Source organism: Paenalcaligenes sp. GW821-LYS-B07-1 (assembly GCF_058803365.1).
In genome coordinates, this window is the sequence record NZ_CM179516.1 from 1,676,499 (window position 1) to 1,700,116 (window position 23,618).

Sequence of the window (23,618 nt, forward strand, 5' to 3'; positions counted from 1 at the left end):
TTGTGCAGTGGGAACTATGGAGATAGATATAAGTGGCTGCTAAGCAATTAGTTCTGGCCAAATCTGATCCCAATCGTTAGGTCGTAGCATTTGGCGCGTCACAACGCCTTTAGTCATCTTCTCAATTTCCACGCACCGAATGATAGGGACTTCCTGAGCGCCAGTGGCCCAACGGTGAACGATAGAAGGGGATACGTTGAGGTGCTTGGCTAGATAAACAAGCCCCCCAGCAAGCTCACACGCTAATCGTACAGGTAGAAAATCGCTCATAGAGTTCAACTATAGTTGTTGGTTATAAGTGTAGGAGTTGCATATTTTTCACTCACAGTGAATAATAGCATCGAACACTGACCACCAGTGGATGCTCATTAACAACCTGGACGATGAATACCGGCTCATGCATAGAGTTATTGATTTGTGCAGAGTAGGCCGGCTGCCCGATTACATAGGGGCAGGAGTAAATCCTATGAAAAACCAGTCAATCTTCAGGCATGTAGAGTATGCGTTAAGAGAAGATGCGGCTGGCGACCCTACGAAGGGCTGTCTCATTTCGATGTGACACCTAGAGGGCGCCCATTGTCGTGAGACAACCATCGCGGGGATGGCGGGTAATTCCCGACAAACAGCAGTAGCTTGATCAGTGTTTTATGAGCTTCATTGTTGACGCAATGGATCTCTTGCTGAGTCAAGGTTGATATAGCCACTTAACAGGTACGCTATATCTTAAAGCGGGATGTGTTTGCATCCTGCTTTGGCTAGTCATCTCTAGGGTAGAGGAGGCTAACCAAAGCATTTGATTTTCTGTCGCCAAAAACGGAAAAAGCCATGGTATTGCTACCATAGCTTTTTGCCTTAAAGGCGTGTTCTGAATCGTTAAAGAACCAGTACAACCTTGGGGAATTCTTTGGTCGGAACGGAAGGATTTGAACCTTCGACCCCTTGCACCCCATGCAAGTGCGCTACCAGGCTGCGCTACGCCCCGAGAGAATTAAACTATAGCCTATGTAACAGACTTTTGTCAACTAATCAGGGAGTGATATACGCTGTTTGCTAGAGGCGATTTTCGTGTGATGCCTCAATGGTGAGATCTTTAATTAGGACGGCAAAACGGTCAGACGCGGGCAGGTTACAACTGCCTATACGCACATTAACGGTTTCACCGTAAAGCTCTGATAGCGCTTGAGCGATGACTTGTTCGGTTTCAGCGATGGATTTGGATTTAAACAGTTTTCCTACTGCTGGCAATTCAACCAACTGATCCAAGATACTTTGATTAGGCCTGTTTTCATACATAATTGTCTCCCGATAGCACAATAGGTTATGTAGCCTCATGGTAGGGGCTTATATAACGCGGTGATTTGTGTCACATCAACAAATTCGTTTATTTCACGGACAATCTGTAGGGGTTTATAAAAATTCTGTACAGGTTGTTAGCGTAGAGCTATTGCGATAGTGATTCGCACAGTAGAATAACGGCTGAGCTATTACAGGAGGTGGATTGCTATGAGGTTGGTGATTGCGCTGTTGTTGCCTTGGTTGGTGTTTTTTACAATCAAGCGCCCTGTTTCTGGCATTATTTGCCTGATTTTACAGATCACGATTATTGGCTGGGTTCCGGCTGCTATTTGGGCGGTATATGCGCTAAGCCAATATGATACGGATAAGAAAATCGCTGAGGCGTTTGGACGTAAGTTGTGAGTACAAAAGTTATGACAGAAGTGAAATGGAATATTGGTGACGTGGTGCAGCTTAGAAGTGGCGGCCCACGCATGACAGTGACTCAACTTGGGCTGACGCACGGTAGAGTTGAGTGTTCGTGGTTTGTGGCGGATACAGAATTACGTTCTGCGTTTATCCACTCGCAAGCAGTTGTACGAGTTAGCGACGTTCAGTAGTAATAAAAATAGCCAGCAATTTGCTGGCTATTTTTTTGTCTAGAAGTTGGCTTGCACAGCCATTTTGACATAAGGGTCTAAGCCGTCTTGGCGCAGCAGCCATGCTTTGTAGTCGGGAGGTAGGTCGGCGATAGGCATACCGCGATGTTTACCAAAAGGCATGATGGTCGGTACGCGGGCTTGGTCAGAGTAGCGCCAGAGTTCTTCCCAACTGTTTACGGGGGTAGGCATTGCTTTTAGCAAGGCGCGCAGCAGGTCTAGGCAGTTGCGTACATCGGCCAATGCAGAGTGTGCATTTTTTAAGCGCTCACGTGCGTTGGCTCTGTCTATGTAATAGATCAGCGCGGATTGGCTATGGCTGTCCAACTGTGGGAACAGCTGTTTGCTCAATGCCAAGGTACAGATACGTTTAACGTCAGGCTTGCCGGCGACTTCCCAGTCGTAGTCTACGTTGTGCCCAATAATGTATTGGGTATCAGCAGGCAATTGGAATGTGGTGTGGGGCGGGCAAGAGGCCAGCTCTTCATCGTAGATATGGTGCACAGCGAGTGCGCCCAAGGTGATGGCTTCGCTGGGTTTGTAGCGCTGCTCAAATTCTTCCAAGATGGTGAGGTTAGCTGGTGTGTCCAGTTTGAGCCAGGCGGCTTCAATGACTTGCGGGGCGCGAGTGCCCGTGGTTTCTGTATCAAATAATAGCGCGCTCATCAGCCTTTTCCTGTGTGGTGATTCATTCAAAAGCACCGCCCCCGTAAGAGGCGGCCTGATCAGGAATTGTAGACTGCTTATAGGTGCTTTTGCTAGGGCAGTGCTTAACCCACTTGGAAGGGGGTTTCTGGATAACGGATGCGGCTACGTGTACGTCTAGCAATGGTATAGACCAGTGTGAGAGGGCCTAACCTACCAACAAACATCAGCACGGCCAGCATGGCTTGGCTAGGTCTGGTGAGTTCGGGGGTAATGCCGTGACCCATACCGGTAGTGGTAATGGCGGACATGACCTCAAACAGTACGCTGCGGAAAGGTTGATGACCATCAAAAATGGTGACAAACATCACACCAAATACAAACCAAACGCTGGTAATAAAGGCTAGTGCTAAGGCTTTTTGTGTGATGGCAGGTGAAATAGTACGTCCACCGATAACCACTTCTTCGCGGTGACGTATGTATGAAAATACGGCTGCCACTAAAACGATAAAGGTCCCTAACTTAATACCGCTGGCGGTACTAAGCGAACCGCCACCAATGAACATATACATCATCATCAGCATCGTAGAGCTGTCATGCATATCCACGACGCTCATGGTGCTAAAACCAGCGGTTCGTGTGGCAATGGCTTGGAACCAGGCCGCAGTAGCTTGTTCGCCTATAGGCAGGGGTTCAAGGGTGGCGGGGTTATTAGCTTCAAAGGCCCAGATTGCCAAGAAACCGACGATGTTCAGCGTCAAGGTGCCCAGCAGGATCAAACGAGTGTACAGCTGCAGTTTGGTCCAACGACGTTTTTGCAGTATATCCAGTAGTACAGGGAAGCCTAAACCGCCCAGAATAATCATCAACGATAGGGTCAGAATGCTGAAGGTGTCGGGCACCATGCTGCGCAAGCTTTGATCGTAGAGCGAGATACCGGCATTGTTAAAGGCCATGCTGACGTGAAAGTAGGCTTGGTAGAAAGCTTCTTTCCACGGGTCGTGGCGTGTCCACCATAGACCTAGAATCAAAATAGTGACGATCTGTATGGCAGCCGATATCTTTATTACCGCCAACGCAGTTTGGTGAATTTTCCCTACGTTGGTTTGGTTGAAGGCTTCTAAAGCTAACGCTTGCTGATTGAGGCTGATACGTTTTTGTATGCTTTGTGCGGCAAGTACCGCAAAGGTGATAATCCCTAAGCCGCCTAACTGCACCAAGATAGTCAGAATCACCTGACCAGTGGTGGTGAAGGTGGTGGCAGGCTCAACTACCGCGAGCCCGCTTACTGTTACCGCTGATGTTGCCATGAATAGGGCATCAAACCAGCCTATAGGGCGTTGGGTGGAAACTGGCAGAGACAGTAATACAGAGCCAAGTAAGATCAGCAATAAAAAACCTAATGCCAGTACTGCTGGAGGACTGGCATTCAGGGTGGTACGACGATCTACCTGAAAGGGAAACCGGTCGCGAGAGGGACGTATTTTCATTAGATCAGTTTAGGCGCAATCGTACGCAAGGCCGTTAATGGGCCAAACAATACAATCACGTCTTTGGCTTCTAGTAGAAACTCGTGTTCTGGCCGTATGGTGACTTGGCCACGTCGTTTAATCAGTAATACCTCTACATTCGGCTTGTTTTGCAGAATGGATTTGATGGCCACATCTTCCAAATTATCGCTGGCAATAATTTCAACGATAAATTCTCCATTTCCTAGAGAGATATAATCGTTTACCATTGGGTAGCTGAGCATTTGTGCGACGCGTATACCCATTTCTTCTTCTGGGTGCACAATGCGTTGAACACCTAGCTTGCCCAGGATAAGGTGCTGGGCATGAGAAACGGCTTTCACCCAGATGTTTTGCAGCCCCATGGACTTTAAGTGCACCACGCACACCAGACAGGCTTGCACGTCATCGCCAATAGCAATGAGCACGGCATCGTAGTTTTCTAAGCCCAACTCTTCCAGCGCTGCTTTGTCGGTTACATCTACGATAACGGCGCGGGAAATGTCGTCGGCGTAGCGCTCTACCAATTTGGGGTCATTATCTACGCCAAGGACGGCGTGCCCCATTTTTGTTAGCTCCAGTGATGCGGCGGAGCCAAAACGTCCCAGGCCGATGACGGCGAACTGTGCCATTTTTTGTCCTGAATGTTGCGGTTCTAGAAAAGATTTAGAATAAGAGATTGGTAGTCTACTCCAATTTCTGGTAAAAAAACCTTATACGGGAAACTACGGATATCATGTCTGCAGCTGATATTTTTACTCTGTGGGTGGCAGTGTTGTAATGGTAAGTTTGTTTGATGCTTGTAAAGCAGGGGATCTAACGATGTCAAATCGCATCGTTATGGCTCCCATGACGCGTACGCGTGCTACCGATGCTCGCGTACCTAGCGATCTAATGCGCAATTATTATTGCCAACGATCCAGTGCGGGTTTGATTATTTCAGAAGCTACTTCTGTGTCACCTCAAGGCGTGGGCTATTTGCGCACGCCAGGCATCTGGAGCTCCGCTCAAGTAGAAGCGTGGAAAAACATTGTGCAAGCAGTGCATGCGCGCGAGGGCAAGATCTTCTTGCAGCTATGGCATGTGGGGCGTGTCTCTGACCCTGAACTACTAAACGGGCAAATGCCGGTGGCACCTAGTGCTATAGCGTGCCAAGGTAACGTCAGCTTGCTGCGCCCACCTCGTGAATATGTAGTACCTCGAGCTCTAAGCGTAGAAGAAATTGCTGGTATCGTTAAGGATTTCAAAAATGCAGCGCAAAATGCCATGGTGGCAGGTTTTGATGGTGTAGAAATCCATGCGGCAAATGGTTATCTGATTGACCAATTCCTTAACGATAGCAGTAATCACAGACAAGACGACTACGGCGGCAGCATCGCAAACCGTAGTCGTTTTCTTTTTGAGGTCATAGACGCGTGTGCCGAAGTATGGGGGCACGGTAGAGTGGGTGTGCACTTATCGCCGCGCGGTACAGTGCATTCTATGCACGACTCTGCACCAGCGAGTTTGTATACGCATGTGGCTGCAGAATTAGAGCGTCGTAAAGTAGCGTTTGTGTGTTGTCGTGAAGCGAATGGCAGCCAAGACATCACGGCTGTGGTGCGCCAAGCGTACAGCGGTCTGCTGATCGTGAATGAAAGCTATGATTTAGAACGTGCTGAACGTACGGTGAGTTCTGGGCGTGCTGATGCGGTTGCTTTTGGTCGCCTGTTTATCGCTAACCCCGATTTGGTTGAGCGTTTTAGACAGCGTGCTAGCCTGTCTGAGGCAGACAGCAGTTCATTTTATTCGGATGGCCCCAGAGGCTATACCGACTACTCCAGTTTGGAGCAGTAGCAGTGACACAGCAGCCCTGATTTCTCAGGGCTGCTGCTGCGTTTTAGACGCGGGTGTTACGATCTCGCTTACGTACTACTTTGAAGCTGGCAGAGGCAGTGGCGACCAAACGCTGTTTGGTATCACGTGCTTCTGCGGTGCAATACGCAATCTCATCAATAATCTGCAAGCAGGTGGCAGTGAAATCTATGTCGCCTCTGGCTGGGTTCAGAAACTGCGTAGACATTTCGATGGTTGCCATGCCTGATTCAGGAATATGCGCACGAGCGGCAGCGCTTAAGGTGTAGTCCAACGCACTCATTAACGCACCACCGTGTACGTCGCCACGGCTATTGGTATTGTCTTCACGCCAAGGCAGTCTAGTGACGGCGCTTTGGTGGTCAGAGGTCAGCGAGAGCAAGCCAATGGCTTCCATAAATGGAATGTGCAAGCCAAAGTGCTCACCTGTTAGTGGAGCAACTGCTACTTGGGTCATGCTTGCAATGACTGTTTTACCTGTGTGGCAACGGCAGCCATGTCTGCACGACCAGCTAGTTTAGTGCGTACGCCCGTCATTACAGCCCCCATCAGTGCGGGGCCTTGAATACCTTTGGCAGTCGCTTCGTCCAATACGGCTTTGATAACAGCTTGGATTTCTTGCTCGTCTGCTTGGGCTGGCAGGTATTCTTGCAGAATCAGCAGCTCAGCTTGCTCTTTCTCGGCGTGCTCAGTGCGGCCAGCTTGTTCAAACGCCACGATGGATTCGCGGCGTTGTTTCACTTGCTTTTCGATAATGCTCTGAACTTCGCTGTCATTCAATTCGCTTTGACTATCAATTTCACGACTTTTGATCGCGGCCTGCAAAAAGCGCAGGGTGCTTAGGCGCACTTGTTCGCGGGCGCGCATAGCGGATTTGATGTCATCGTTGATTCGTGTTTTAAGCGTTTGGCTCATGATAGTTTTGCTATAGAGGTGTGAAATCGGAATGGCGTTAGGATTTTGCCGGCCAGTTTAGATCAAGTGCAGTGTTTTTGTTTTCTTGAATCGTGATCTTGCGGGTTTGAGTAACGCCTTCATAAGTACTGTGCAGTGTGTAGCTGCCAGCAGGAAGTTGGATCAGGCAGAATGGGCCATCACTGGTGATATTCAACACAGTGTTGCTGTCATTTTGATCACGTACTACGACTTGTACATCGCTGACAAAGGCAGCACGGCCATCGTTAGTGTGGGCAGAAAAATTCAAGCTTAACGAGTACTTGGAGCGCACGCGTCGAAATGCCGCTGTTTCATCACTACCAATACCGCCGGTCACATACACGATAGAGCCGTGGTATTGAGGTGGAGGCAGTGCTGTAGGTGTTTCTTGTGCCTGAATAGCTGTGCTGGACAGTGCTGCAGAAAAGAACCAAGCAAATAACAGGGAGAATTTTTTCATGGTCGCAATAACACAGGAGTACAGGCAGGGGATCTGCCTGTGATGCGACTATTGTAGCGTCATCTTAGAGCATCGCTAGTTGTGAGCTGCCTTCAACTAGATTGCGTAGTCGTACAGCATCACCAATACGAGAGTAGCGGCCCTGAGCATTCAACAAGACGATGGCTACATCGCGGCCATCAATTTTGGTGAGCATCACCAAGCATTCGCCGGCTTCATTGATAAAACCAGTTTTAGAGATTTGGATGTCCCATTTCTCGTTTTGCACCAATCTATTGGTGTTATTAAACTGCAATTCGCGGCCACGGCTAGGCTGCACAGAGTAGTGCTCGCTAGTGGTGTAGCGATGAATAATAGGGTGCTGGGACGTTGCTTGCAGCAGCTTAACCAAATCTTGTGGGCTAGATACGTTTTGGCTATTTAAGCCTGTAGGCTCAACAAAATGTGTTTGACGCATACCCAGGGCGCGAGCTTTGTCGTTCATTGCACGCGTAAATGCAGGCAAACCACCGGGGTAATGACGGCCTAAGGAGTTAGCAGCACGGTTCTCGGATGACATGAGAGCCAAGTGCAGCATATCAGTGCGACTCAGTTTGCTACCAATAGCCAAGCGAGAGCTTGAGTTCTTGAGGGTATCTACGTCTTCGCGAGAAATTTCCAGCATTTCTTCCATATCTTGGCCAGACTCCGCCACGATCAATGCAGTCATGAGTTTGGTAATGGAAGCGATAGGGCGAATTTCTTCGCTGTTTTTCTCGTACAGAATCGTAGAGCTTTCTAGGTCTTGTACCAGTGCAATTTCAGAATGCAATGCTGCTGATTTGCTTTGGCTCAAGGGTAAAATAGTTGGGCGCTCAGCAGGGGCCATCCCTACTGGGCGTAAATTTTGCTGAAAACTCAGGTAGGGCTGGTTGTAAACCAGGCTGTTCGCTGGGTTAATGGCTGTTTCTGCCAAGACCGCAACAGAGCTTAGGCTTAACCCAATGCATGTAACCAGAGAGGCTGGAAATTTGGTGAGAAAGCGGGCAGATGTTTTTAGTGTCATGGCCAGTCTGTGCGTAGAGCGTATGGTGCAGCAATAATAGCAGAGTTTTTTGATTTAAATTAGGGGCTTACGAGCTAAACTTGAAAAAAACTTCAAGTAGCGTAACAAGGTGTTTTATATAATGAAAAAAGCTGATTTTTCATACAGTGGTTTTGCTATAAAAAATACTGTAGTAAGAAAAGTTCTGACGATGAGTGTTTTAGCGCTGCTTGTTCAGCCTGCAATCAGCTGGGCAAAAGATACGCGTGCGTATTCAGCCGTAAGCCCTGGCATAGAACGATTGGATTCTGTGATGGCATACCCCGTTGCAAATGACAACGAGGCCGGTCAAATCGCCAAGATTTATATAGATTTGTCATATGTGGGGAGTGCCACGGTGTACAGCGAGTTATGCCACGCCAGTGGTAGCCCATGTATACAGGTAGGCACCGTAGGCAGACAAAGCACTGCATTTGAAGGGTTGGATGCCGCTGTGGGTTTTGTCTTAAAGCACAACGTACAAAGTTGGGGCAACAGCCCACGCCCGTTATTCATCCAAAGTAACCTTGGGGTGTGGACGCAGTAACTCGTTGTTTTTGTAGGGTTCATTGATACAAATCAGACGGCAAACCTAAACTAAACGTAACAAATGCCGATACCAGAGGGTTGTCTTGTTGTCTGAACATTCTGTTTGGGCTGCTTTGGTGAGTATTATGAATCCCTCCACACTGATAGGAATTGTGGCCAGCGTGTTGTTGCTGGCCGTTGTGTTGTTCTTTTCGGCAGAAGATGCATCACTATTTCTGGATTGGCCCAGCTTGGGCATTGTGATGATAGGTACGTTGGCCGCAACCTTTATTAGCTATCCATTGAGTGAAGTGGTACGAATTTTTGGGTTGATTGGCACCGTTTTGCGTAACGAAAAGCTCTACACCCAACACGATATTGATGAGCTGGTGAATATTTCTCGTCTTTGGATTGCGGGTGATATACGCGCTGTAGAAAATGCCTTAGAGAACGTCTCCAACCCATTTCTCAAAACAGGCGTGCAGTTGGTCATTGATATGACCCCTGAAGAGGAAATCATTGAGTTACTGCAGTGGCGTATTTCTCGTATGCGTGCGCGTGAGCATGCCGAGGCACAGCTATTTAGAGTGATGGCAAGCTATGCGCCAGCCTTCGGCATGGTGGGCACCTTAATCGGCTTAGTGAACTTGATGTTCTTACTAGGCGATGGGGATATGACTGCCATTGGTCAGCAAATGGCATTGGCCTTGATGACCACGTTTTATGGTGTGTTGTTTGCCAACCTGCTATTTAAGCCTGTGGCGGTGAAGCTAGAGCGCCGTACCGAGCAACGCGTGGTGCTGATGAACATGGTGCTGCAAGGTATTTCGTTGATGAGCCAGAAACGAGGCCCTGCTGTGATGCGCGAAACGCTGAATTCATTTATGGCGCAATACCAAGATGAAATTAACGATTCAGATATACGCCATGAGTACGCGGAGTAACCATGAAGCGCATAACGAATAGTCAGGAGCGTATACATGAGTCAAAGTGATTCGATGGGCGTTAATCAACTGGCGGCGCGTGCTAAGGCGCTAGAAGCCGAGCTGCAACAGGCCAGACGCCTGCAAGGCCGTCATAAAGGCCCACGCAGTACTAAAGAGTGGTTGAATGAAACTGCTAACCCCATCAAAGAAGATGAGGATGCATGGTTTGTGACCTATTTAGACATGATGACCTTGCTGCTAGTGCTGATGCTGGTGATGTTGGCGTTTGCCGGCAATTCCAGCGGTTCTGACGGCAAAGGATCCGGGGCGGGGGGCAATGCCTCGGTGCAGGCGCATGGAACGGCTGCAGGCGGCGGTGCAGCGGGTGAGGGTGATACTGGTGCAGCAGGAAGCGGTAGTTTATTAGCAGCAGATGGCGAACATTCCGGTAAGCCGGGGCGTAGTTTGGCTGATCTGGGTTTGGATGGCCTAGGGGACGACATTGATGTGCTGTTGAATGACCAGTCTGTGAGCTTTAGGATCAACAGCGAAATTCTATTCCCATCGGGTCAGGCAGATTTAAGTTTGGCGGGTATGGGCGTGCTACGTAAGCTGAGTCACGTGCTAAACCAGAATGTTTATCCTATTGCTGTAGAAGGGCATACGGACTCTATTCCTATGCGCAGCCCTCGCTATCCGTCTAACTGGGAGCTATCAGGGGCACGTGCCGGTAGTGTTGTACGTTATTTTGAGGCCAATGGCGTGGCGAAGGATCGTTTGCGTGCGGTAGGCTATGCCGATACACGACCTATAGCCGATAACGCGTCTGCTACAGGGCGTGCAAGCAATAGGCGGGTGGAGTTGGTGATGGATATACCGGCGGCTAAGCCCTAAAGGCTGCAGAGTGAAAAAAAGACGTAGGGCGGAGAAGCCCTACGTCTAAAAAGGTGGTGTACTAAAATTCGCATTCGCGCTCTTGAGCAACCACCTTGCCACAACTGGTCAGGTGCAGATCGGTTATGTTAGATCCGCACTGCGATCAATACCTCTGATTTTAAACTTTAAACTGTCTAGATCAAATTGATGGTTGCTACTTATAGACTTTAGTATAAGCCACGTTACCCCAACGGGGACCATAGCAGCAAGCAAAAATGATTCTAAAAGGTAGTCCATGGCAGCGCCTGGAGCCGGAAAAACGGCGAGTCCAGCAACCAATCCGCATAGCGTACTGATGGTCGCTGTCTTACCCGATATTTTCCGACTATAAAGCCCGTAAAACACTGGAAAAGCAGCCGCAGAGCATAACAGATCAGCTAAAAGGAAAAGGTATAAAACGCTATATCCTTGCGCTGACGCAATAAAAACCGGAACCATCAACACGATGACCAACCAACGTGATAGTTGTCTCAAAGTTTGAGCTTGCGTGTTAGGACGTAACCGTTGCAAATCTACAGCAATGATGCTCGCGATGGCACTAATTGCGGTGTCGGCACTGCTCATTACCAAGGATAAACCTAAGGGAATAAGCACAATAACGAACCACGTAGGTAACACGGGTGTAATCACATTGAATAAAGCTACAGAGCTGTCACCAGTGGGTGTGAAAGCCATGAAAGCCAAGCCAAATAAGCCCATGACGAAAATAAAGGGAGCTACCAATAAGCCACCCAAAAGAAAACCTCGTCGCATGGAGCGTGTGTCTTTAGCGGAATAAACCCGTTGCCAATTACCTTGATGGAAGAGTCCCGTCAGTAAAATAGCCACAAAAAAGGTTAAACCTGCTTTAACCCCCATTGGGTCAGTGAATGACAGTAATTGTGGGGCGCTTTGTTGCAATGCATTGACGGTAGGCGTGATGCCGCCAATAGCTTGCCAGCCAAAGGCCACCAAAATGACTAACGCTGGAACAATGATCAGCATTTGCACCTTGTCAGTGAAAATGCTGGCACGTAAGCCGCCGTATGAGGTGTAGATCAGCGTAGAGATCAGTACGATCCCTGCTGTGACCCACAGCGGTATGGGGGCGATGAGTTGTACTAGCTTTGCCATAGCAGTGAGCTCCGCTGTCAGGGCAATGAAAATGTAGAACAACATAATAAGTAAGGTCAGTGCATACATGGGCTTGCCATAGCGGCTCAGTACGAACTCGCTGAGTGTATGGCCCTCAGGAATCAGCTCACGCATACGTTGACCTAGTGGGATCATCGCTAAACGCGGTGACATGGAACCAATGGCATAGCCAGTGACTGCAGCCAAACCGCCCCAGGTTGCCGCCTGAGCGGGGGAAAATAAAATCCATGCGCCTAAGGACGATGCTAGTAAGGTCAGAATGGTGGCTGTTGAGCTTTGGCTATTTCGTGCGACCACGAAATCTTCCAAGCTTTCACGGGCATGGCGCGCATAGAGCACACCGGCTAATGCAAAAACTGCTGCAAAAGCGATAAGCCACAAGAGGGTGGCAGTAGAGGGTAACAACACGAAAACAGCTTCCTGTAACAGTGACTCCAACATCTGGAGGGACCGGCAGGCAAGCGAATAGGAGAGGGCACAGAGAGAGTGCGAGATGATTATCCTTCCCTTCGCCGGCATTACCCGGATCAGGTTCAAAGGGTTACGGCATAACCGAATCTCAGCCCGCTAAAAGGCCCCCCTAGGAACAGCAGCTAGCTTAGTAGATGGTGCTTTATCCGTCAAATAATGCGGGGGTGTATTGTGTAAATACTAGAGTGTGCTAATCTTTCTAGTCTTGACGCGGGGTGCTTCGCTAACAGCGATGCTGAGATCATACCCGTATAACCTGAACCAGATAATGCTGGCGTAGGGATGTCTCTAGCTTTAGTGATAAAGCCTATAGCCTCCTCGCGCCGTAGTGGAGGCTTTTTCATGTCTGCAGTTGTTTCTCTTCCCTTGAATCAACAAGTTGTGCTGGTAACTGGCGGTGCACGCGGTTTGGGCGCTGAGTTGTCTAGAGCCTTCTTGGAGCAGGGTGCCAAGGTTGTGGTGAACTACTTCCAAAGCGCAGACGCAGCGCGAGCTTTGGTGCAGGAGTATCCCGATACTGCGTTGGCATGGCAAGCAGATGTGTGTGATCCCAAGCAAGTAAAAGCCATGGTAGCGGCTGCTGCGCTGCATTTTGGTCAGCCTGTCACCACTATTGTGAATAACGCGTTGCCTCAGTTTTCATTTAATGGAGATGCTCGCCCTCATGCGGACACCATTAGCTGGGCGCATATGCAGCAACAGTTGGAAGGCATTGTGGCTGGTGCTTTACATACGGTACAAGCGTGCTTGCCAGGCATGGAAAAACTGCGTTTTGGTCGTGTGGTGAATATTGGCACTAACTTGTTCCAAAACCCTGTGGTGCCGTACCACGATTACACTGCAGCAAAAGCGGCGTTGCTGTCCTTAACGCGTACGCTAGCAAACGATTTAGGCCCTAAAGGCGTTACGGTTAACATGATCTCTGGTGGTTTGCTACGTACTACCGATGCATCGGCTGCTACCCCTGAAGCGGTGTTCGATTTGATTGCGGCTAATACTCCTTTACGCCGTGTTACCACACCACGTGAGTTTGCTGAAACAGCTTTGTTCTTTGCCTCGCCGTGGTCTAGCGCGGTAAGTGGCCAGAATCTGATTGTTGATGGCGGGATGGTAAAGAACTAATGAAGCGCCAATTGCACTTAAATCTGTTTATCTATGGTTGCGGGCACCATCGCGCAGCTTGGCGTCACCCTAATTCAAGTGTCGATCAGTTAGGGGATATCGGTTATTACCAGTCGTTAGCACAATTAGCTGAGCGCGGTAAGTTTGATGCGATTTTCTTTGCTGATGGACAATATACCGATAGCGTTTCCGATGGCCCTCGTTGGTTCGTAGAACCGCTGACCACCTTGTCGGCGTTGGCGGTTGCGACGGAACGCGTCGGGTTGATTACGACCGTGTCCAGCACCTTTTACACACCATTTCATGCAGCTCGTATGTTGTCGTCGTTGGATCATATCTCCAATGGACGCATAGGTTGGAACGTGGTGACCTCTATGTACGATGCCGAGGCACGTAATCATGGTCATGAATCTATGCCCGACCACGCATGGCGTTATGCACGAGCGGCAGAGTTCATCGAAGTTACTAAACGGTTATGGGATTCTTGGTCGGATGCTGCGTTGAAAATAGACAAAGCAGGTGTGTATGCCGATGAAAGCCTAGTGCACCAGATTAACCATCATGGCGATCATTTCTTAGTCGATGGCCCGCTAACGTTGCCACGATCCCCGCAAGGGCATCCAGTGCTATTCCAAGCCGGGGCATCCGAACAAGGGCGTAATTTGGCGGCACTGGAAGCAGAAGCTATCTATGCCGTTGCGTACGACTTAGCCGCCTCGCAAGCTTATTACCGTGACATTAAAAAGCGTGTGAAAGCGGCGGGTAGGACTGTGGATGTGCCCATCATGCCGGGTTTAGTGACGTACGTTGCGTCTACCCAAGCGGAAGTGTTGGCCAAGCAGCGAGAGTTGGATGTATTGCTGCCTGCTGATGCGTCATTACGCCAATTAAGCATGTTCGTAGGGCAAGACTGCATGGACTGGGAGCTGGATGCTCCAGTGCCTGATCTACCACCCCTAGAAAGCTTTACAGGCCCTAAAGGGCGATACGGCACGATTCTGCGCATTATCGAGAAAGAGCAGCCCACGGTGCGACAATTGTTAGGTCGTTTAGCGGCTGGGGGCGGGCACTGCACCATGGTAGGTACACCGGATGTGATTGCTGATCAAATGGAGCAATGGTTCTTAAATGAAGGGGCGGACGGCTTTAACTTGATGCCGCCAGCGTTGCCTAGCAGTATTGAGGATTTCATCGAGCATGTAGTACCGATTCTGCAGAAGCGAGGATTATTCCGTAAAGACTACAGCGGTTTCACTTTACGCGATCATTTATGTCTAAATAGACCTGCTGCATAAGCTGTTTGGTCATCTCTAGGGGAAAACCCCTAGAGGTGGTCTGTCTGTAAACATGATGGAATCTATTTTCTTATTGTTTTCATGTGGTTAGTTTAGTATATAACGCTATGATTCGTGTCTGGAAAATGGCGTTATACGAGTTCCATGTGCCTCGTTAACGTTGATTTGCCTGCCAAACGCGGCAATAATTTCTGCTCGCGAAGTTTCAGTTAGGCTTTTTGCGCAAGCTGCTACTGATGATTTTCGCCTATCGCGTGGGACACTTTGCGCGTGTTTACCCACCGATTTATGTTTGTTTACCTACCGCAGACTGGCATCTGGGTAGTGTGAGCACTTTCTCCTAGTGATACACGGACAACCTCCGTGCTTGATAGCGATCGGTCTTGATTGGGCTCAATCTGATCGTGAGGGTATGTTATGCAGTCTACAAATGTAGCAACTGCTGCCGAGTCGTCGGCGGTAGAGGCAGCTCCTACACGTAAATCCCTAACCTTCTTGGAAGGGGTGGCAATGATCGTAGGTACCAATATTGGTGCTGGCGTTTTGTCTATCGCGTATGCATCGCGTAAATCTGGTTTTATGCCATTGTTGTTTTGGCTGATTCTGGCAGGGTGCTTAACCACCATTACCATGCTGTATGTCGCCGAAACTACCTTGCGCACCAAGGCGCATTTGCAGTTAAGTGGCTTGGCTAAACGTTACGTGGGTAACTTCGGCTCGTGGCTGATTTTTGCATCCGTATGCGTGAACTCAGTGGGTGCCTTGATTGCCTACATGGATGGTAGCGGTAAATTGCTGGCCTCTTTGTTGGGTATTTCTCCCATGTTGGGCAGCGTGCTCTTCTTCATTCCTGCTGCAGGGGTGTTGTACCTGGGCTTGAAAGCCATTGGTAGAGGTGAAAAATACATCAGTATTGGTATGGTGACCATGCTGACAGTACTGATCGTAGCAACAGCCTTGCACGAGTACACCGACATTGCACGTGCGATGGATGGTGAGTGGAAATATATGATCCCCGTGTTTAACGTAGCGGTATTTTGTTTTTCTGCTCAGTACATCGTGCCGGAAATGGCCAGAGGGTTTACGGACAAACCAGAAAAACTGCCTAAAGCGGTAATGACGGGTATGTTGATTACCTTCATTCTGCTGGCATTGGTACCGTTTTCGGTCATCACTCTGAACGGTTTGGACAACATCTCTGACGTAGCCACCATCAACTGGGGTCAAGCCTTGGGTGAGTGGGCATTCTTCTCAGCTAACATTTTTGCGTTGTGTGCAATGTTGACCTCGTACTGGGGGTTAGGTGGTAGTTTCTTCACTAACATTTTCGACAAGTTCAACTTGGGTGAAGAAGACAGAGCCCCTGCTAAGCATCGTTTTATCGTACTGATGATTGTGACCTTGCCACCATTCATCATGGCGTACAGTGGTCTGGTATCGTTTGTGAACGCACTGTACATCGCAGGTACGTTCAGTGGCGTCGTGCTGTCCATCATGCCTATTTTGATGTTGCGCGGTGCTCGTAAACGAGGTGACATTACACCAGCATGGCAATGTGGTTGGATTACTCATCCTATTTTGCAAGTTAGCATTGTGGTGTTGTACCTGTGTAGTGCGGCCTATGCGATTGCGTCGCTGTTTGGGTATTTGCCTGCAGGTTGGTAAGTAGTAGCTTGCGCAGATAACAAAAAACCGCCTCATAACGAGGCGGTTTTTTATGGGAAAAAGCTTATTGCACCGGGCTGTAAATATGGCTGATGCTTTGGTATGCAGCTAGTCCCCATGGACCTAGCTCTCTACCTATGCCGCTACGTTTGTAGCCGCCCCAAGAGCCTGCTGCGGGTACAAACTGATGGCTATTGATCCATGTCACGCCACTGACCAATTGCTGGGCAATGTTGTGTGCGTTTTCTTGATCAGCGGAAATCACCGTTGCAGCTAAACCGAAGTGCTGTTGGTTTGCCAGATCAATAGCCTGATCGACTTCATCAAACTCTTGTACGCACAGAACCGGCCCAAACACTTCTTTTTGCCATAGGTCGTGCTCACTAGGTACGTTCAGAAAGATACTAGGGCGTACATAGAAGCCTTCTTCAGGCACCGTAATAGGTACTGAAGCCAACAAGTCTACGAGGCCATCTTGTAAGCCTTGGGTCTGAAATGCCTGTACCTGTTTTTGCTGTGTAGCGCTGATGAGTGGGGCTAAGGTGCTAGTTGGCAGTGCAGGATCGCCCAGTACAACGTCATTGGCACGCTGTTTCAGCGCGGCATACAGAGCCGGTGCAATGCTGCTATGTACCAGTAGGCGCGAGGTAGCAGAACACATTTGCCCGCTATTGCTGAAGATACCGCTACATACCCAGTCACAGGCGTTTTCAATATCGCTATCTGCCATCACGATAATAGGGGACTTACCGCCCAGCTCTAACGATACGGGGCGTGTGCCTTGTGCTGCAGCACGCATCACATCCTCGCCCACTTTATTGCTGCCTGTGAATGAAATTTTATTGACCAGAGGGTGTGAGCAGAGTGGGGCGCCTACGTGTAGGCCATCGCCCTGTACAAGGTTCAAAACACCGGCCGGCAAACCGCTCGCCAAGGCGCAGGAAGCAATGTGTTGTTCAGGCAAGGGAATCAGCTCTGAAGGCTTCCAAACAACCGTACAACCGGCTGCCAAGGCGGGTGCTAGTTTCCACGCTGCTGTAACCAGAGGGAAATTCCATGGCGTAATCAGCGCAACCACACCCAAGGGCTGGTGATAACAGTGAGCTTGAAAACCAGGCGTCTGAATGTCACGCAATTGGCCTTGTTGAGCATCTAACTGCGTAGCTAAGTCGGCGTAGTACCTAAAGCAAGCTACAGCGTCTTCCACGTCTAGCTGGGCTTCGTTTAGTAGCTTGCCAGAGAAACGTACGCTATCGGCGGCAAGAATGTCAGCTCGCTCTTCCAATTGGTCGGCGATTGCCAGCAAGTACTGAGCACGCTTGGCGCCGCTTAAGGCTTTCCACGAGTTAAAAGCGGTAGCGGCAGCTTGAACGGCCTTATCTACATCGCTGGCATCACCACGGGTGAGTACCGCATGCAGTTGCCCCGTTGCAGGGTGGTAGAGGTTTAGCGTTTCAGAGGACGCGCTATCCACCCATTGGTTTTGAATAAAGTGCTTTTGTAGTGTCAGCATAGTTAAGGTTTACAACGTTTCAATCCACGTGTGAGCGTCGATTTCTATGATGAGCGGAGCGGTTTGCTGCCAGCGTTGTAGTTGTTCAGACAACTGGGCAGGGGTTTGTACATGCTCGTAGGCAGCGCCGATGCTTTGGCTAAGCGCTTGGAAGTTCGGTGGTGGAATGTTCACGCCTATTCTGGCGACGGAAGCTTTATCCATGGCGCGACGAATTTCGTCGTAGCCTGTGTTGTTCCAGATCAATACCAGAACATTGAGCTGCTCATCCACCATCGTAGCTAACTCGGCGACGGTGAACATGATGCCGCCGTCACCCATCAAGGCAACCACAGGGCTATGAGGACGCCCAAGCTTAGCGCCTAAGGCAGCCGGCAGTGCATAGCCCAACGTGCCATACCCCGTGGAGGCATTAAAGTAATGACGCGCCGCAGGCAAGTTGCAGATATGGTTGCCTGCATAAACAGTAGCCGTTGAGTCGCCTACTAACGTAGCGTTAGGCAAGTGCTGTTCTAGCGTTTTATACAGCGGATAGAAAGGCGTGAAAGCGGGGGTAGATTCTAGTGCTAGTGCTGCCCGTACCTCTGCCACGACGTTAGCGCCGGAGTGCGGTAATGGCCGAGGGAAGTGCGCGAGCAGAGCGCGGGCAAACTCCCCTGAATCGGATACCAAAGCAATATGAGGGCGTTGGTTACCCACTAATTGTGAAGCATCTATATCAACGCGTATCAGCTTGCCTTGTAGAATAAAACCGTCATCAAACACTACGTCATAGTCGGTTTCGCCCAACTCCGTGCCCAGTGCCAAAATAACGTCGGCCTGTGCTGCCAGTTTGCGCACGGCAGGGAAGGCAGCATTGGCACCTATATCTAAAGGATGTGGCTGATTCAGGCTACCTGGTAATACCCCTTTGGCATTGATGGTAGTGACCGTAGGGACGTTCAGCGTTTCTGCCAACCGTTGAATAGTGTCAGCACTATCCACGCAGCCGCCACCAACTAACAGTAAGGGGTGTTTGGCCGTTTGCAGCAGTTGTGCGCATTGGGCTACTGCGTCGGGGTGAGGGCCTGCTTTATAAAAAGTAGGCAAGGCCTGCAGAGGTGTGTTGAGAGGCGCGGTGAGCAAATCTATGGGAATCTCTATGTGCACGGGGCCAGGTTTTCCTGAGCTAAAGATAGCCATCGCGCGCTCCAACGCATGAGGCAGTTGCTGTGGGTCCAGAATAGTTTGGCTAAAGCGTGCTACTTGACTTACCAAGGCTTGCTGCGAACTGAGTTCGTGAAGCCTGCCTTGTTGACTACCCAAGGTATCGCGTCGCCCCACGCTGGAAATTACCAGCATGGGGATAGAGTCTGCCAAAGCTTGCCCCATGGCAGTCAAGATGTTGCTCATGCCTGGGCCAGTGATAATAAAGCATACGCCAGGTTTGCCAGTAGCTCGGGCATAGCCGTCTGCCATGAACCCTGCGCCTTGTTCATGGCGCGGGGTGACGTGGCGAACACGGCTATTCTCTAACCCTCTATACAACTCAATGGTATGCACGCCGGGGATGCCAAATACCTGTTCAACTCCCCAATGCTCCAATTGTCGAACCAGATATTCACTACAGCTTTGCATAATCATTATTCTCCAGAAACAGGGCTAGGGGTTGGCACGGCGTTGGTACGGCGTGGGTTAGGGTCTGTAAGGCTAAACACAATAAAGGTAATTAGCCCAATGCTCAAACTGAAATAGATAGGGGTATTAGCAAGCAGACCATCTTTAAACATAAATATTGAGGCCGTAATCGCACCCGTTGCCATGCTCACAATGGCACCACGTGTCGTGGCACGCTTCCAGAATATCCCACCAATCAGAGGGATCAACATACCGCCAACCAGTAGGTTGTAGGCCATGGTCAGAGCACTAATCACATCACCAATGGTAGGAGCGATTGCCAGCATCAGTAAACCGAAGAGTAGGGTGAATACACGGTTTAAAGTCACAGAGTCACTTTCACGGTGATGTTTGCCGCGTAGTAGTGGCCATAAGTCTTGGGCGACTGTTGTAGAGGCGGCAAGTAAACCTGCACTTGCGGTAGACATCAACGCAGCTAAGCTGGCAGCAATCACTAGACCACGCAAACCTACAGGCAATACTTCGTTAATCATGGCTGCAAAGGCGGTGTCAGGGGCATCTAGTTCAGGCAGTACCAGTCTGGCAGCCATACCAATCACGGCCATGGCGATACCATACAAAATGCAGTACAACCCGCTAAGCATGCCTGCACGTTTGGCGACGTTTTCACTGCGTGCGGTAAATACACGCTGCCAAATATCTTGACCAATAAACACACCTAAAAAGTAGATGAGGAAATAGGTCAGAATAGTGTCGTAACCGATGTTGCTGAACGAGAAGAAGGCGTCTGGCAATTGCTGTGTCATGGCAGACCAGCCACCAGCGTTGTACACCGACGCAGGGAGCAAAATAAATACCAAGCCTACCGTCATGATGATGAACTGAATCATGTCCGTCAGCGTGAGTGACCACATACCGCCGATGGTAGCGTACAGCACAACCAAACCACCGCCCAGAATAATGCCAGTGATAAAAGGCAAATCAAAGATCACTGCCAAAATGGTGCCAGTAGCAATGGTAGACGTGACGCCAATCATCAAGGCATAAACCAGCATGATCACGGCGCTGGCATTACGAGTAGCGGGGCTGTAGTAGCGCTCTAGCACTTGGGTCACGGTGTACACGCGCAAACGCAGTAATGGTTTAGCCAACAACCAGCTCAAGCCCATAATGCCTAAGCCTAGCGTGGCACAGAGCCAAAGCCCTGAAATACCGTACAGGTAGCCTAAACGTACTGAGCCTATGGTGGCAGCCCCGCCTAATACGGTGGCCGCCATGGTGCCGGTATAGAATCCTGAACCCAAGTTTCTACCCGCCACTAAAAAGTCGTCTTTATTTTGTATGCGGCGCATGCCTATCCAGCCAAAGGACAGGATAAGTAGCGCATACAGAATGACGACACCAAGATCTATACTGACTTCCATAGTTGTCTCCTTGTTATAGCTCTATTGATGCAGGAGTAAAGATTATTTGGTGGCGTAATGCACACCGGGGAACACGCACAGCATTTCGTAGGCCAAGTTAGCACCCAGCAAAGCTGTAGTACCGCTTTGGTCGTAAGGTGGGCTAACTTCTACGACGTCTGCTCCGATTAGATTGACGCCACGCAGACCACGCACGATTTCTAGAGCTTGAGGAACCGTTAAGCCACCAATTTCTGGTGTTCCAGTGCCTGGAGCGTAAGCAGGGTCAATGCCGTCAATATCAAAGGAGAAGTACACGGGGCCATCACCTAAGCGAGCACGTACTTCAGCCATGATGGGTTCCATGGTGCGGTGCCAGCATTCGTGAGCTTGGTAGATGGTAAAGCCTTGTTTGGTGCACCAGTCGAAGTCTTCTGCGGCATAGCCTGTACCGCGCAAACCAATTTGCACCACTCGATCGCAATCCAACAGGTCTTCTTCAGCAGCACGTCTAAACGGCGTGCCGTGAGCAATTTTTTCACCATTCATGGTGTCGTTTACATCGGCGTGAGCATCGATGTGTACCAAACCTACTTTGCCGTATTTCTTTTTAATGGCGCGCAAAATAGGCAATGTCATTGTGTGATCGCCACCTAAGGCGATCAGCTTACAGCCAGAAGCAATAAGCTTGCTGTAGCCTTCTTCAATCAAACGTACAGAATCTTTTAGGTCGTAAGGGTTGATTGCGATATCGCCTACGTCAGCCACTTGCAAGCTATCAAAGGGGGCGGCACGCGTCGCCATGTTATAGGGGCGCAGCAATGAGGATTCAAAGCGAATGGCTTTGGCACCAAAGCGTGTGCCAGAACGGTTGGACGTACCAATATCTAGCGGGATACCTGTGAAGGCCACATCTAGACCTTCTGTGCTTTGCACATAGGGCAGACGCATCATGGTGGCGATGCCGCCAGAGCGTGGCATATCGTTACCGCTAAGAGGTTGATTGAAGGTAGTCATAACCGAGTGCTCCTAAAAATTAAAACAAATGTGATGGCTACCAGAGTAAATCGTAGAGCAGGGGGCTACCATGAGAAGCTGTGAATTGGTACATTGATGTTTATCAATGTAATGGTTTCAATATTAGGGTTTTTACTATGTTGGTCAATGTAAGAGATTTGGATTTACGACTGATACGGGTGTTCTTGGCTATTGTTGATGCCAATGGTATTTCAGCGGCGCAGGAGCGTTTGGGTATTAGTCAGTCCACCATTAGCACGCAGTTAGCGACCTTAGAGGTGCGATTGGGTTTTAAGCTTTGTGAGCGTGGTCGCACCGGCTTTAGGCTCACCGCTAAAGGGGAGCGGTTTACCAATTTGGCGCGTCGTTTGCTGACAAACCTGAGCGAGTTTGCGGTAGAAACCCAGCACTTAGAGAAAAAACTCATTGGCCAATTAAACGTAGGATTGATTGGCCACCTATCTCGTAGTGATAGTTGGCGTTTAAGCCAAGTAGTGGCCAAATTTAGAAAGCGCGACGAAGCCGTACGGTTGAATTTCTGCATACATTCGCCTGACCAACAAGAAGAGATGCTGCTGTATGGCAGGCTGCACTTGGCGATTGGGTATTTTTTACGCCGTACGCAAAACTTGCGTTACACCACCTTGCTAAGCGAAAAACAGGTAGCTTATTGCGGTCGTGGTCATGCACTGTTTGAGCATGCGGGAAAGGTGGATGTAAATGACGCGATTAACTATTCATGGGTGAGCCGGGGCTACACGCCACCTAAGGCGCACTTGCAAGTGCCACAGCAAAACATTAGAGCGACGGCTAATAACATGGAGGCTGTCGCCATTCTGGTGATGTCAGGCGAGCATTTAGGTTATTTGCCGCAAGAGGTAGGGGAAGAGTATGTGCAGCAGGGGTTAATGCGTGCCTTAAATCCGGCGCAAATGCATTACGACGTGACTTTACACACGGTGGTCAATAGAGTGACCGAACGTGATGATGAGGCGTTGCAGGCGTTTCAACAAGATCTCAAGGCAGTGTTTAGCCAGCCGCAGTCTGAACCCTACTTGCTCTAAAGCAGAAAGAAAAAGCGCCACGCCTGTGACGCTTAGCGTTGCGGTCTTAGTAGGTTTTATAGGGCAAAAATTTGCCGCTCATGGTGATTTTCACGCGGTCGCCATTCGGGTCGGGCTGGCGTGATAAATCCATGTTGAAGTCGATGGCGCTCATGATGCCATCACCAAACTCTTCGTGGATTAGCTCTTTAAAGGTGGTGCCGTACACGTTGATTAGCTCGTAAAAGCGGTAAATCAGCGGGTCTGTAGGGACAGAGGTAGGTAAAGAACCTTTGTAAGGCACGATTTGCAGCAGTTCTACCGCTTCATCGGGTAGTTCTAGCGCCGCCACTACCGCCTGAGCTTGTTTTTCATTGAGCGTCATTTGCCCAAGTAGGGCGGCTGTAGACCATTCTTTGCTGTGGCCAATAATGTCAGCCAGCTGTTGCCAACTTAGCTTATGGCGACGTTTGGCGAGCAAAATTTCTTGGGTTAGCTCTTGGCGATTCATGGTGAAGCTCCTCTAGTAAAAGCAGTTCAGACAGTAC

25 protein-coding genes, 1 tRNA gene and 2 riboswitches are annotated in these 23,618 nt (G+C 49.6%); of the genes, 10 read left to right on the forward strand and 16 right to left on the reverse strand.

The window, feature by feature from the left end:
* Nucleotides 1–39: 39 nt before the first annotated feature.
* The 3 genes from AC3QL0_RS07930 to AC3QL0_RS07940 all read right to left on the reverse strand — a co-directional run bounded on the left by AC3QL0_RS07930 (nt 40) and on the right by AC3QL0_RS07940 (nt 1,293).
* Nucleotides 40–270 carry a transcriptional regulator gene (locus tag AC3QL0_RS07930; protein WP_493010855.1) on the reverse strand — a complete coding sequence of 77 codons (231 nt, stop codon included), beginning with the start codon at nt 268–270 and terminating at the stop codon, nt 40–42.
* Nucleotides 271–905: 635 nt separating this feature from the next.
* Nucleotides 906–982 (reverse strand) — tRNA-Pro (locus AC3QL0_RS07935).
* 68 nt (nt 983–1,050) lie between these two features.
* Nucleotides 1,051–1,293, reverse strand: coding sequence for a hypothetical protein (locus AC3QL0_RS07940; RefSeq protein ID WP_135867088.1), 243 nt, complete (start codon nt 1,291–1,293; stop codon nt 1,051–1,053).
* Nucleotides 1,294–1,503: 210 nt separating this feature from the next.
* On the opposite strand from AC3QL0_RS07940, the gene AC3QL0_RS07945 reads away from it, so the two are divergent.
* Both AC3QL0_RS07945 and AC3QL0_RS07950 read left to right on the forward strand, forming a co-directional pair.
* Nucleotides 1,504–1,698, forward strand: a complete 195-nt coding sequence (locus AC3QL0_RS07945; protein WP_430219779.1) for a YqaE/Pmp3 family membrane protein — start codon at nt 1,504–1,506, stop codon at nt 1,696–1,698.
* The gene (locus tag AC3QL0_RS07950; RefSeq protein WP_493010856.1) at nt 1,695–1,895 is read left to right on the forward strand and encodes a YodC family protein; all 201 of its coding nucleotides are present in this window, start codon (nt 1,695–1,697) and stop codon (nt 1,893–1,895) included. The genes AC3QL0_RS07945 and AC3QL0_RS07950 overlap by 4 nt, the downstream gene beginning before the upstream one ends.
* Before the next feature lie 39 nt (nt 1,896–1,934).
* Here the strand turns inward: AC3QL0_RS07950 and AC3QL0_RS07955 are convergent, their stop codons facing one another.
* The 3 genes from AC3QL0_RS07955 to AC3QL0_RS07965 form a co-directional block, all read right to left on the reverse strand.
* On the reverse strand, nt 1,935–2,600 hold the full coding sequence (locus AC3QL0_RS07955) for a putative quorum-sensing-regulated virulence factor (RefSeq protein WP_493010857.1): 666 nt from the start codon (nt 2,598–2,600) through the stop codon (nt 1,935–1,937).
* A 104-nt stretch (nt 2,601–2,704) separates the two neighbouring features.
* Entirely contained in the window at nt 2,705–4,069 is a 1,365-nt protein-coding gene (locus AC3QL0_RS07960) for a TrkH family potassium uptake protein (RefSeq protein WP_493010858.1), read from the reverse strand.
* Nucleotides 4,069–4,719 (reverse strand): potassium channel family protein, encoded by a 651-nt coding sequence (locus AC3QL0_RS07965; RefSeq protein WP_135863139.1) that lies wholly within the window; start codon nt 4,717–4,719, stop codon nt 4,069–4,071. Before AC3QL0_RS07965 ends, AC3QL0_RS07960 begins: the two co-directional genes overlap by 1 nt.
* A gap of 148 nt (nt 4,720–4,867) precedes the next feature.
* On the opposite strand from AC3QL0_RS07965, the gene AC3QL0_RS07970 reads away from it, so the two are divergent.
* Nucleotides 4,868–5,923, forward strand: a complete 1,056-nt coding sequence (locus AC3QL0_RS07970; protein ID WP_493010859.1) for an alkene reductase — start codon at nt 4,868–4,870, stop codon at nt 5,921–5,923.
* A gap of 43 nt (nt 5,924–5,966) precedes the next feature.
* Here AC3QL0_RS07970 and AC3QL0_RS07975 read toward each other — a convergent pair whose 3' ends face one another.
* From AC3QL0_RS07975 to pbpG, 4 genes are all read right to left on the reverse strand, one after another.
* The gene (locus AC3QL0_RS07975) at nt 5,967–6,398 is read right to left on the reverse strand and encodes a PaaI family thioesterase (protein ID WP_493010860.1); all 432 of its coding nucleotides are present in this window, start codon (nt 6,396–6,398) and stop codon (nt 5,967–5,969) included.
* Nucleotides 6,395–6,856: a GatB/YqeY domain-containing protein gene (locus tag AC3QL0_RS07980; protein ID WP_493010861.1), complete on the reverse strand. Its 462-nt coding sequence runs from the start codon at nt 6,854–6,856 to the stop codon at nt 6,395–6,397. Before AC3QL0_RS07980 ends, AC3QL0_RS07975 begins: the two co-directional genes overlap by 4 nt.
* A gap of 37 nt (nt 6,857–6,893) precedes the next feature.
* Nucleotides 6,894–7,337, reverse strand: coding sequence for a carboxypeptidase-like regulatory domain-containing protein (locus AC3QL0_RS07985; protein ID WP_493010862.1), 444 nt, complete (start codon nt 7,335–7,337; stop codon nt 6,894–6,896).
* 64 nt (nt 7,338–7,401) lie between these two features.
* Nucleotides 7,402–8,382, reverse strand: a complete 981-nt coding sequence (gene pbpG, locus AC3QL0_RS07990; protein ID WP_493010863.1) for a D-alanyl-D-alanine endopeptidase — start codon at nt 8,380–8,382, stop codon at nt 7,402–7,404.
* Nucleotides 8,383–8,572: 190 nt separating this feature from the next.
* On the opposite strand from pbpG, the gene AC3QL0_RS07995 reads away from it, so the two are divergent.
* The 3 genes from AC3QL0_RS07995 to AC3QL0_RS08005 all read left to right on the forward strand — a co-directional run bounded on the left by AC3QL0_RS07995 (nt 8,573) and on the right by AC3QL0_RS08005 (nt 10,748).
* Nucleotides 8,573–8,947: a hypothetical protein gene (locus AC3QL0_RS07995; RefSeq protein ID WP_493010864.1), complete on the forward strand. Its 375-nt coding sequence runs from the start codon at nt 8,573–8,575 to the stop codon at nt 8,945–8,947.
* Nucleotides 8,948–9,074: 127 nt separating this feature from the next.
* Nucleotides 9,075–9,872 carry a motility protein A gene (locus AC3QL0_RS08000; protein ID WP_493010865.1) on the forward strand — a complete coding sequence of 266 codons (798 nt, stop codon included), beginning with the start codon at nt 9,075–9,077 and terminating at the stop codon, nt 9,870–9,872.
* A 36-nt stretch (nt 9,873–9,908) separates the two neighbouring features.
* On the forward strand, nt 9,909–10,748 hold the full coding sequence (locus AC3QL0_RS08005) for an OmpA/MotB family protein (protein ID WP_493010866.1): 840 nt from the start codon (nt 9,909–9,911) through the stop codon (nt 10,746–10,748).
* Nucleotides 10,749–10,871: 123 nt separating this feature from the next.
* Here AC3QL0_RS08005 and AC3QL0_RS08010 read toward each other — a convergent pair whose 3' ends face one another.
* Complete coding sequence (locus tag AC3QL0_RS08010) at nt 10,872–12,329, reverse strand: sodium:solute symporter family transporter (RefSeq protein ID WP_493010958.1); 1,458 nt, start codon at nt 12,327–12,329, stop codon at nt 10,872–10,874.
* 82 nt (nt 12,330–12,411) lie between these two features.
* Nucleotides 12,412–12,516, reverse strand: a riboswitch (TPP riboswitch).
* Nucleotides 12,517–12,596: 80 nt separating this feature from the next.
* A riboswitch (TPP riboswitch) is annotated at nt 12,597–12,695 on the forward strand.
* A 42-nt stretch (nt 12,696–12,737) separates the two neighbouring features.
* Between AC3QL0_RS08010 and AC3QL0_RS08015 the strand changes: the two genes are divergently transcribed.
* The 3 genes from AC3QL0_RS08015 to AC3QL0_RS08025 all read left to right on the forward strand — a co-directional run bounded on the left by AC3QL0_RS08015 (nt 12,738) and on the right by AC3QL0_RS08025 (nt 16,477).
* Nucleotides 12,738–13,517: a 3-oxoacyl-ACP reductase gene (locus AC3QL0_RS08015; RefSeq protein WP_493010867.1), complete on the forward strand. Its 780-nt coding sequence runs from the start codon at nt 12,738–12,740 to the stop codon at nt 13,515–13,517.
* Nucleotides 13,517–14,812 (forward strand): LLM class flavin-dependent oxidoreductase, encoded by a 1,296-nt coding sequence (locus AC3QL0_RS08020; RefSeq protein ID WP_493010868.1) that lies wholly within the window; start codon nt 13,517–13,519, stop codon nt 14,810–14,812. The genes AC3QL0_RS08015 and AC3QL0_RS08020 overlap by 1 nt, the downstream gene beginning before the upstream one ends.
* Before the next feature lie 417 nt (nt 14,813–15,229).
* Entirely contained in the window at nt 15,230–16,477 is a 1,248-nt protein-coding gene (locus tag AC3QL0_RS08025; protein WP_493010869.1) for an aromatic amino acid transport family protein, read from the forward strand.
* A gap of 64 nt (nt 16,478–16,541) precedes the next feature.
* Here the strand turns inward: AC3QL0_RS08025 and AC3QL0_RS08030 are convergent, their stop codons facing one another.
* The 4 genes from AC3QL0_RS08030 to speB are packed head-to-tail and all read right to left on the reverse strand — an operon-like array spanning nt 16,542 to nt 22,027.
* Nucleotides 16,542–17,990 carry an aldehyde dehydrogenase family protein gene (locus tag AC3QL0_RS08030; RefSeq protein WP_493010870.1) on the reverse strand — a complete coding sequence of 483 codons (1,449 nt, stop codon included), beginning with the start codon at nt 17,988–17,990 and terminating at the stop codon, nt 16,542–16,544.
* 9 nt (nt 17,991–17,999) lie between these two features.
* Nucleotides 18,000–19,607 (reverse strand): 5-guanidino-2-oxopentanoate decarboxylase, encoded by a 1,608-nt coding sequence (locus AC3QL0_RS08035; RefSeq protein WP_493010871.1) that lies wholly within the window; start codon nt 19,605–19,607, stop codon nt 18,000–18,002.
* 5 nt (nt 19,608–19,612) lie between these two features.
* Nucleotides 19,613–21,031 (reverse strand): sodium:solute symporter family protein, encoded by a 1,419-nt coding sequence (locus tag AC3QL0_RS08040; protein ID WP_493010872.1) that lies wholly within the window; start codon nt 21,029–21,031, stop codon nt 19,613–19,615.
* A gap of 42 nt (nt 21,032–21,073) precedes the next feature.
* Nucleotides 21,074–22,027 carry an agmatinase gene (speB, locus tag AC3QL0_RS08045; protein ID WP_493010873.1) on the reverse strand — a complete coding sequence of 318 codons (954 nt, stop codon included), beginning with the start codon at nt 22,025–22,027 and terminating at the stop codon, nt 21,074–21,076.
* Between the two features lie 137 nt (nt 22,028–22,164).
* On the opposite strand from speB, the gene AC3QL0_RS08050 reads away from it, so the two are divergent.
* Nucleotides 22,165–23,091 carry a LysR family transcriptional regulator gene (locus AC3QL0_RS08050; protein ID WP_493010874.1) on the forward strand — a complete coding sequence of 309 codons (927 nt, stop codon included), beginning with the start codon at nt 22,165–22,167 and terminating at the stop codon, nt 23,089–23,091.
* Between the two features lie 46 nt (nt 23,092–23,137).
* Here AC3QL0_RS08050 and cynS read toward each other — a convergent pair whose 3' ends face one another.
* On the reverse strand, nt 23,138–23,581 hold the full coding sequence (gene cynS / locus AC3QL0_RS08055; RefSeq protein WP_493010875.1) for a cyanase: 444 nt from the start codon (nt 23,579–23,581) through the stop codon (nt 23,138–23,140).
* Nucleotides 23,582–23,618: the final 37 nt, after the last annotated feature.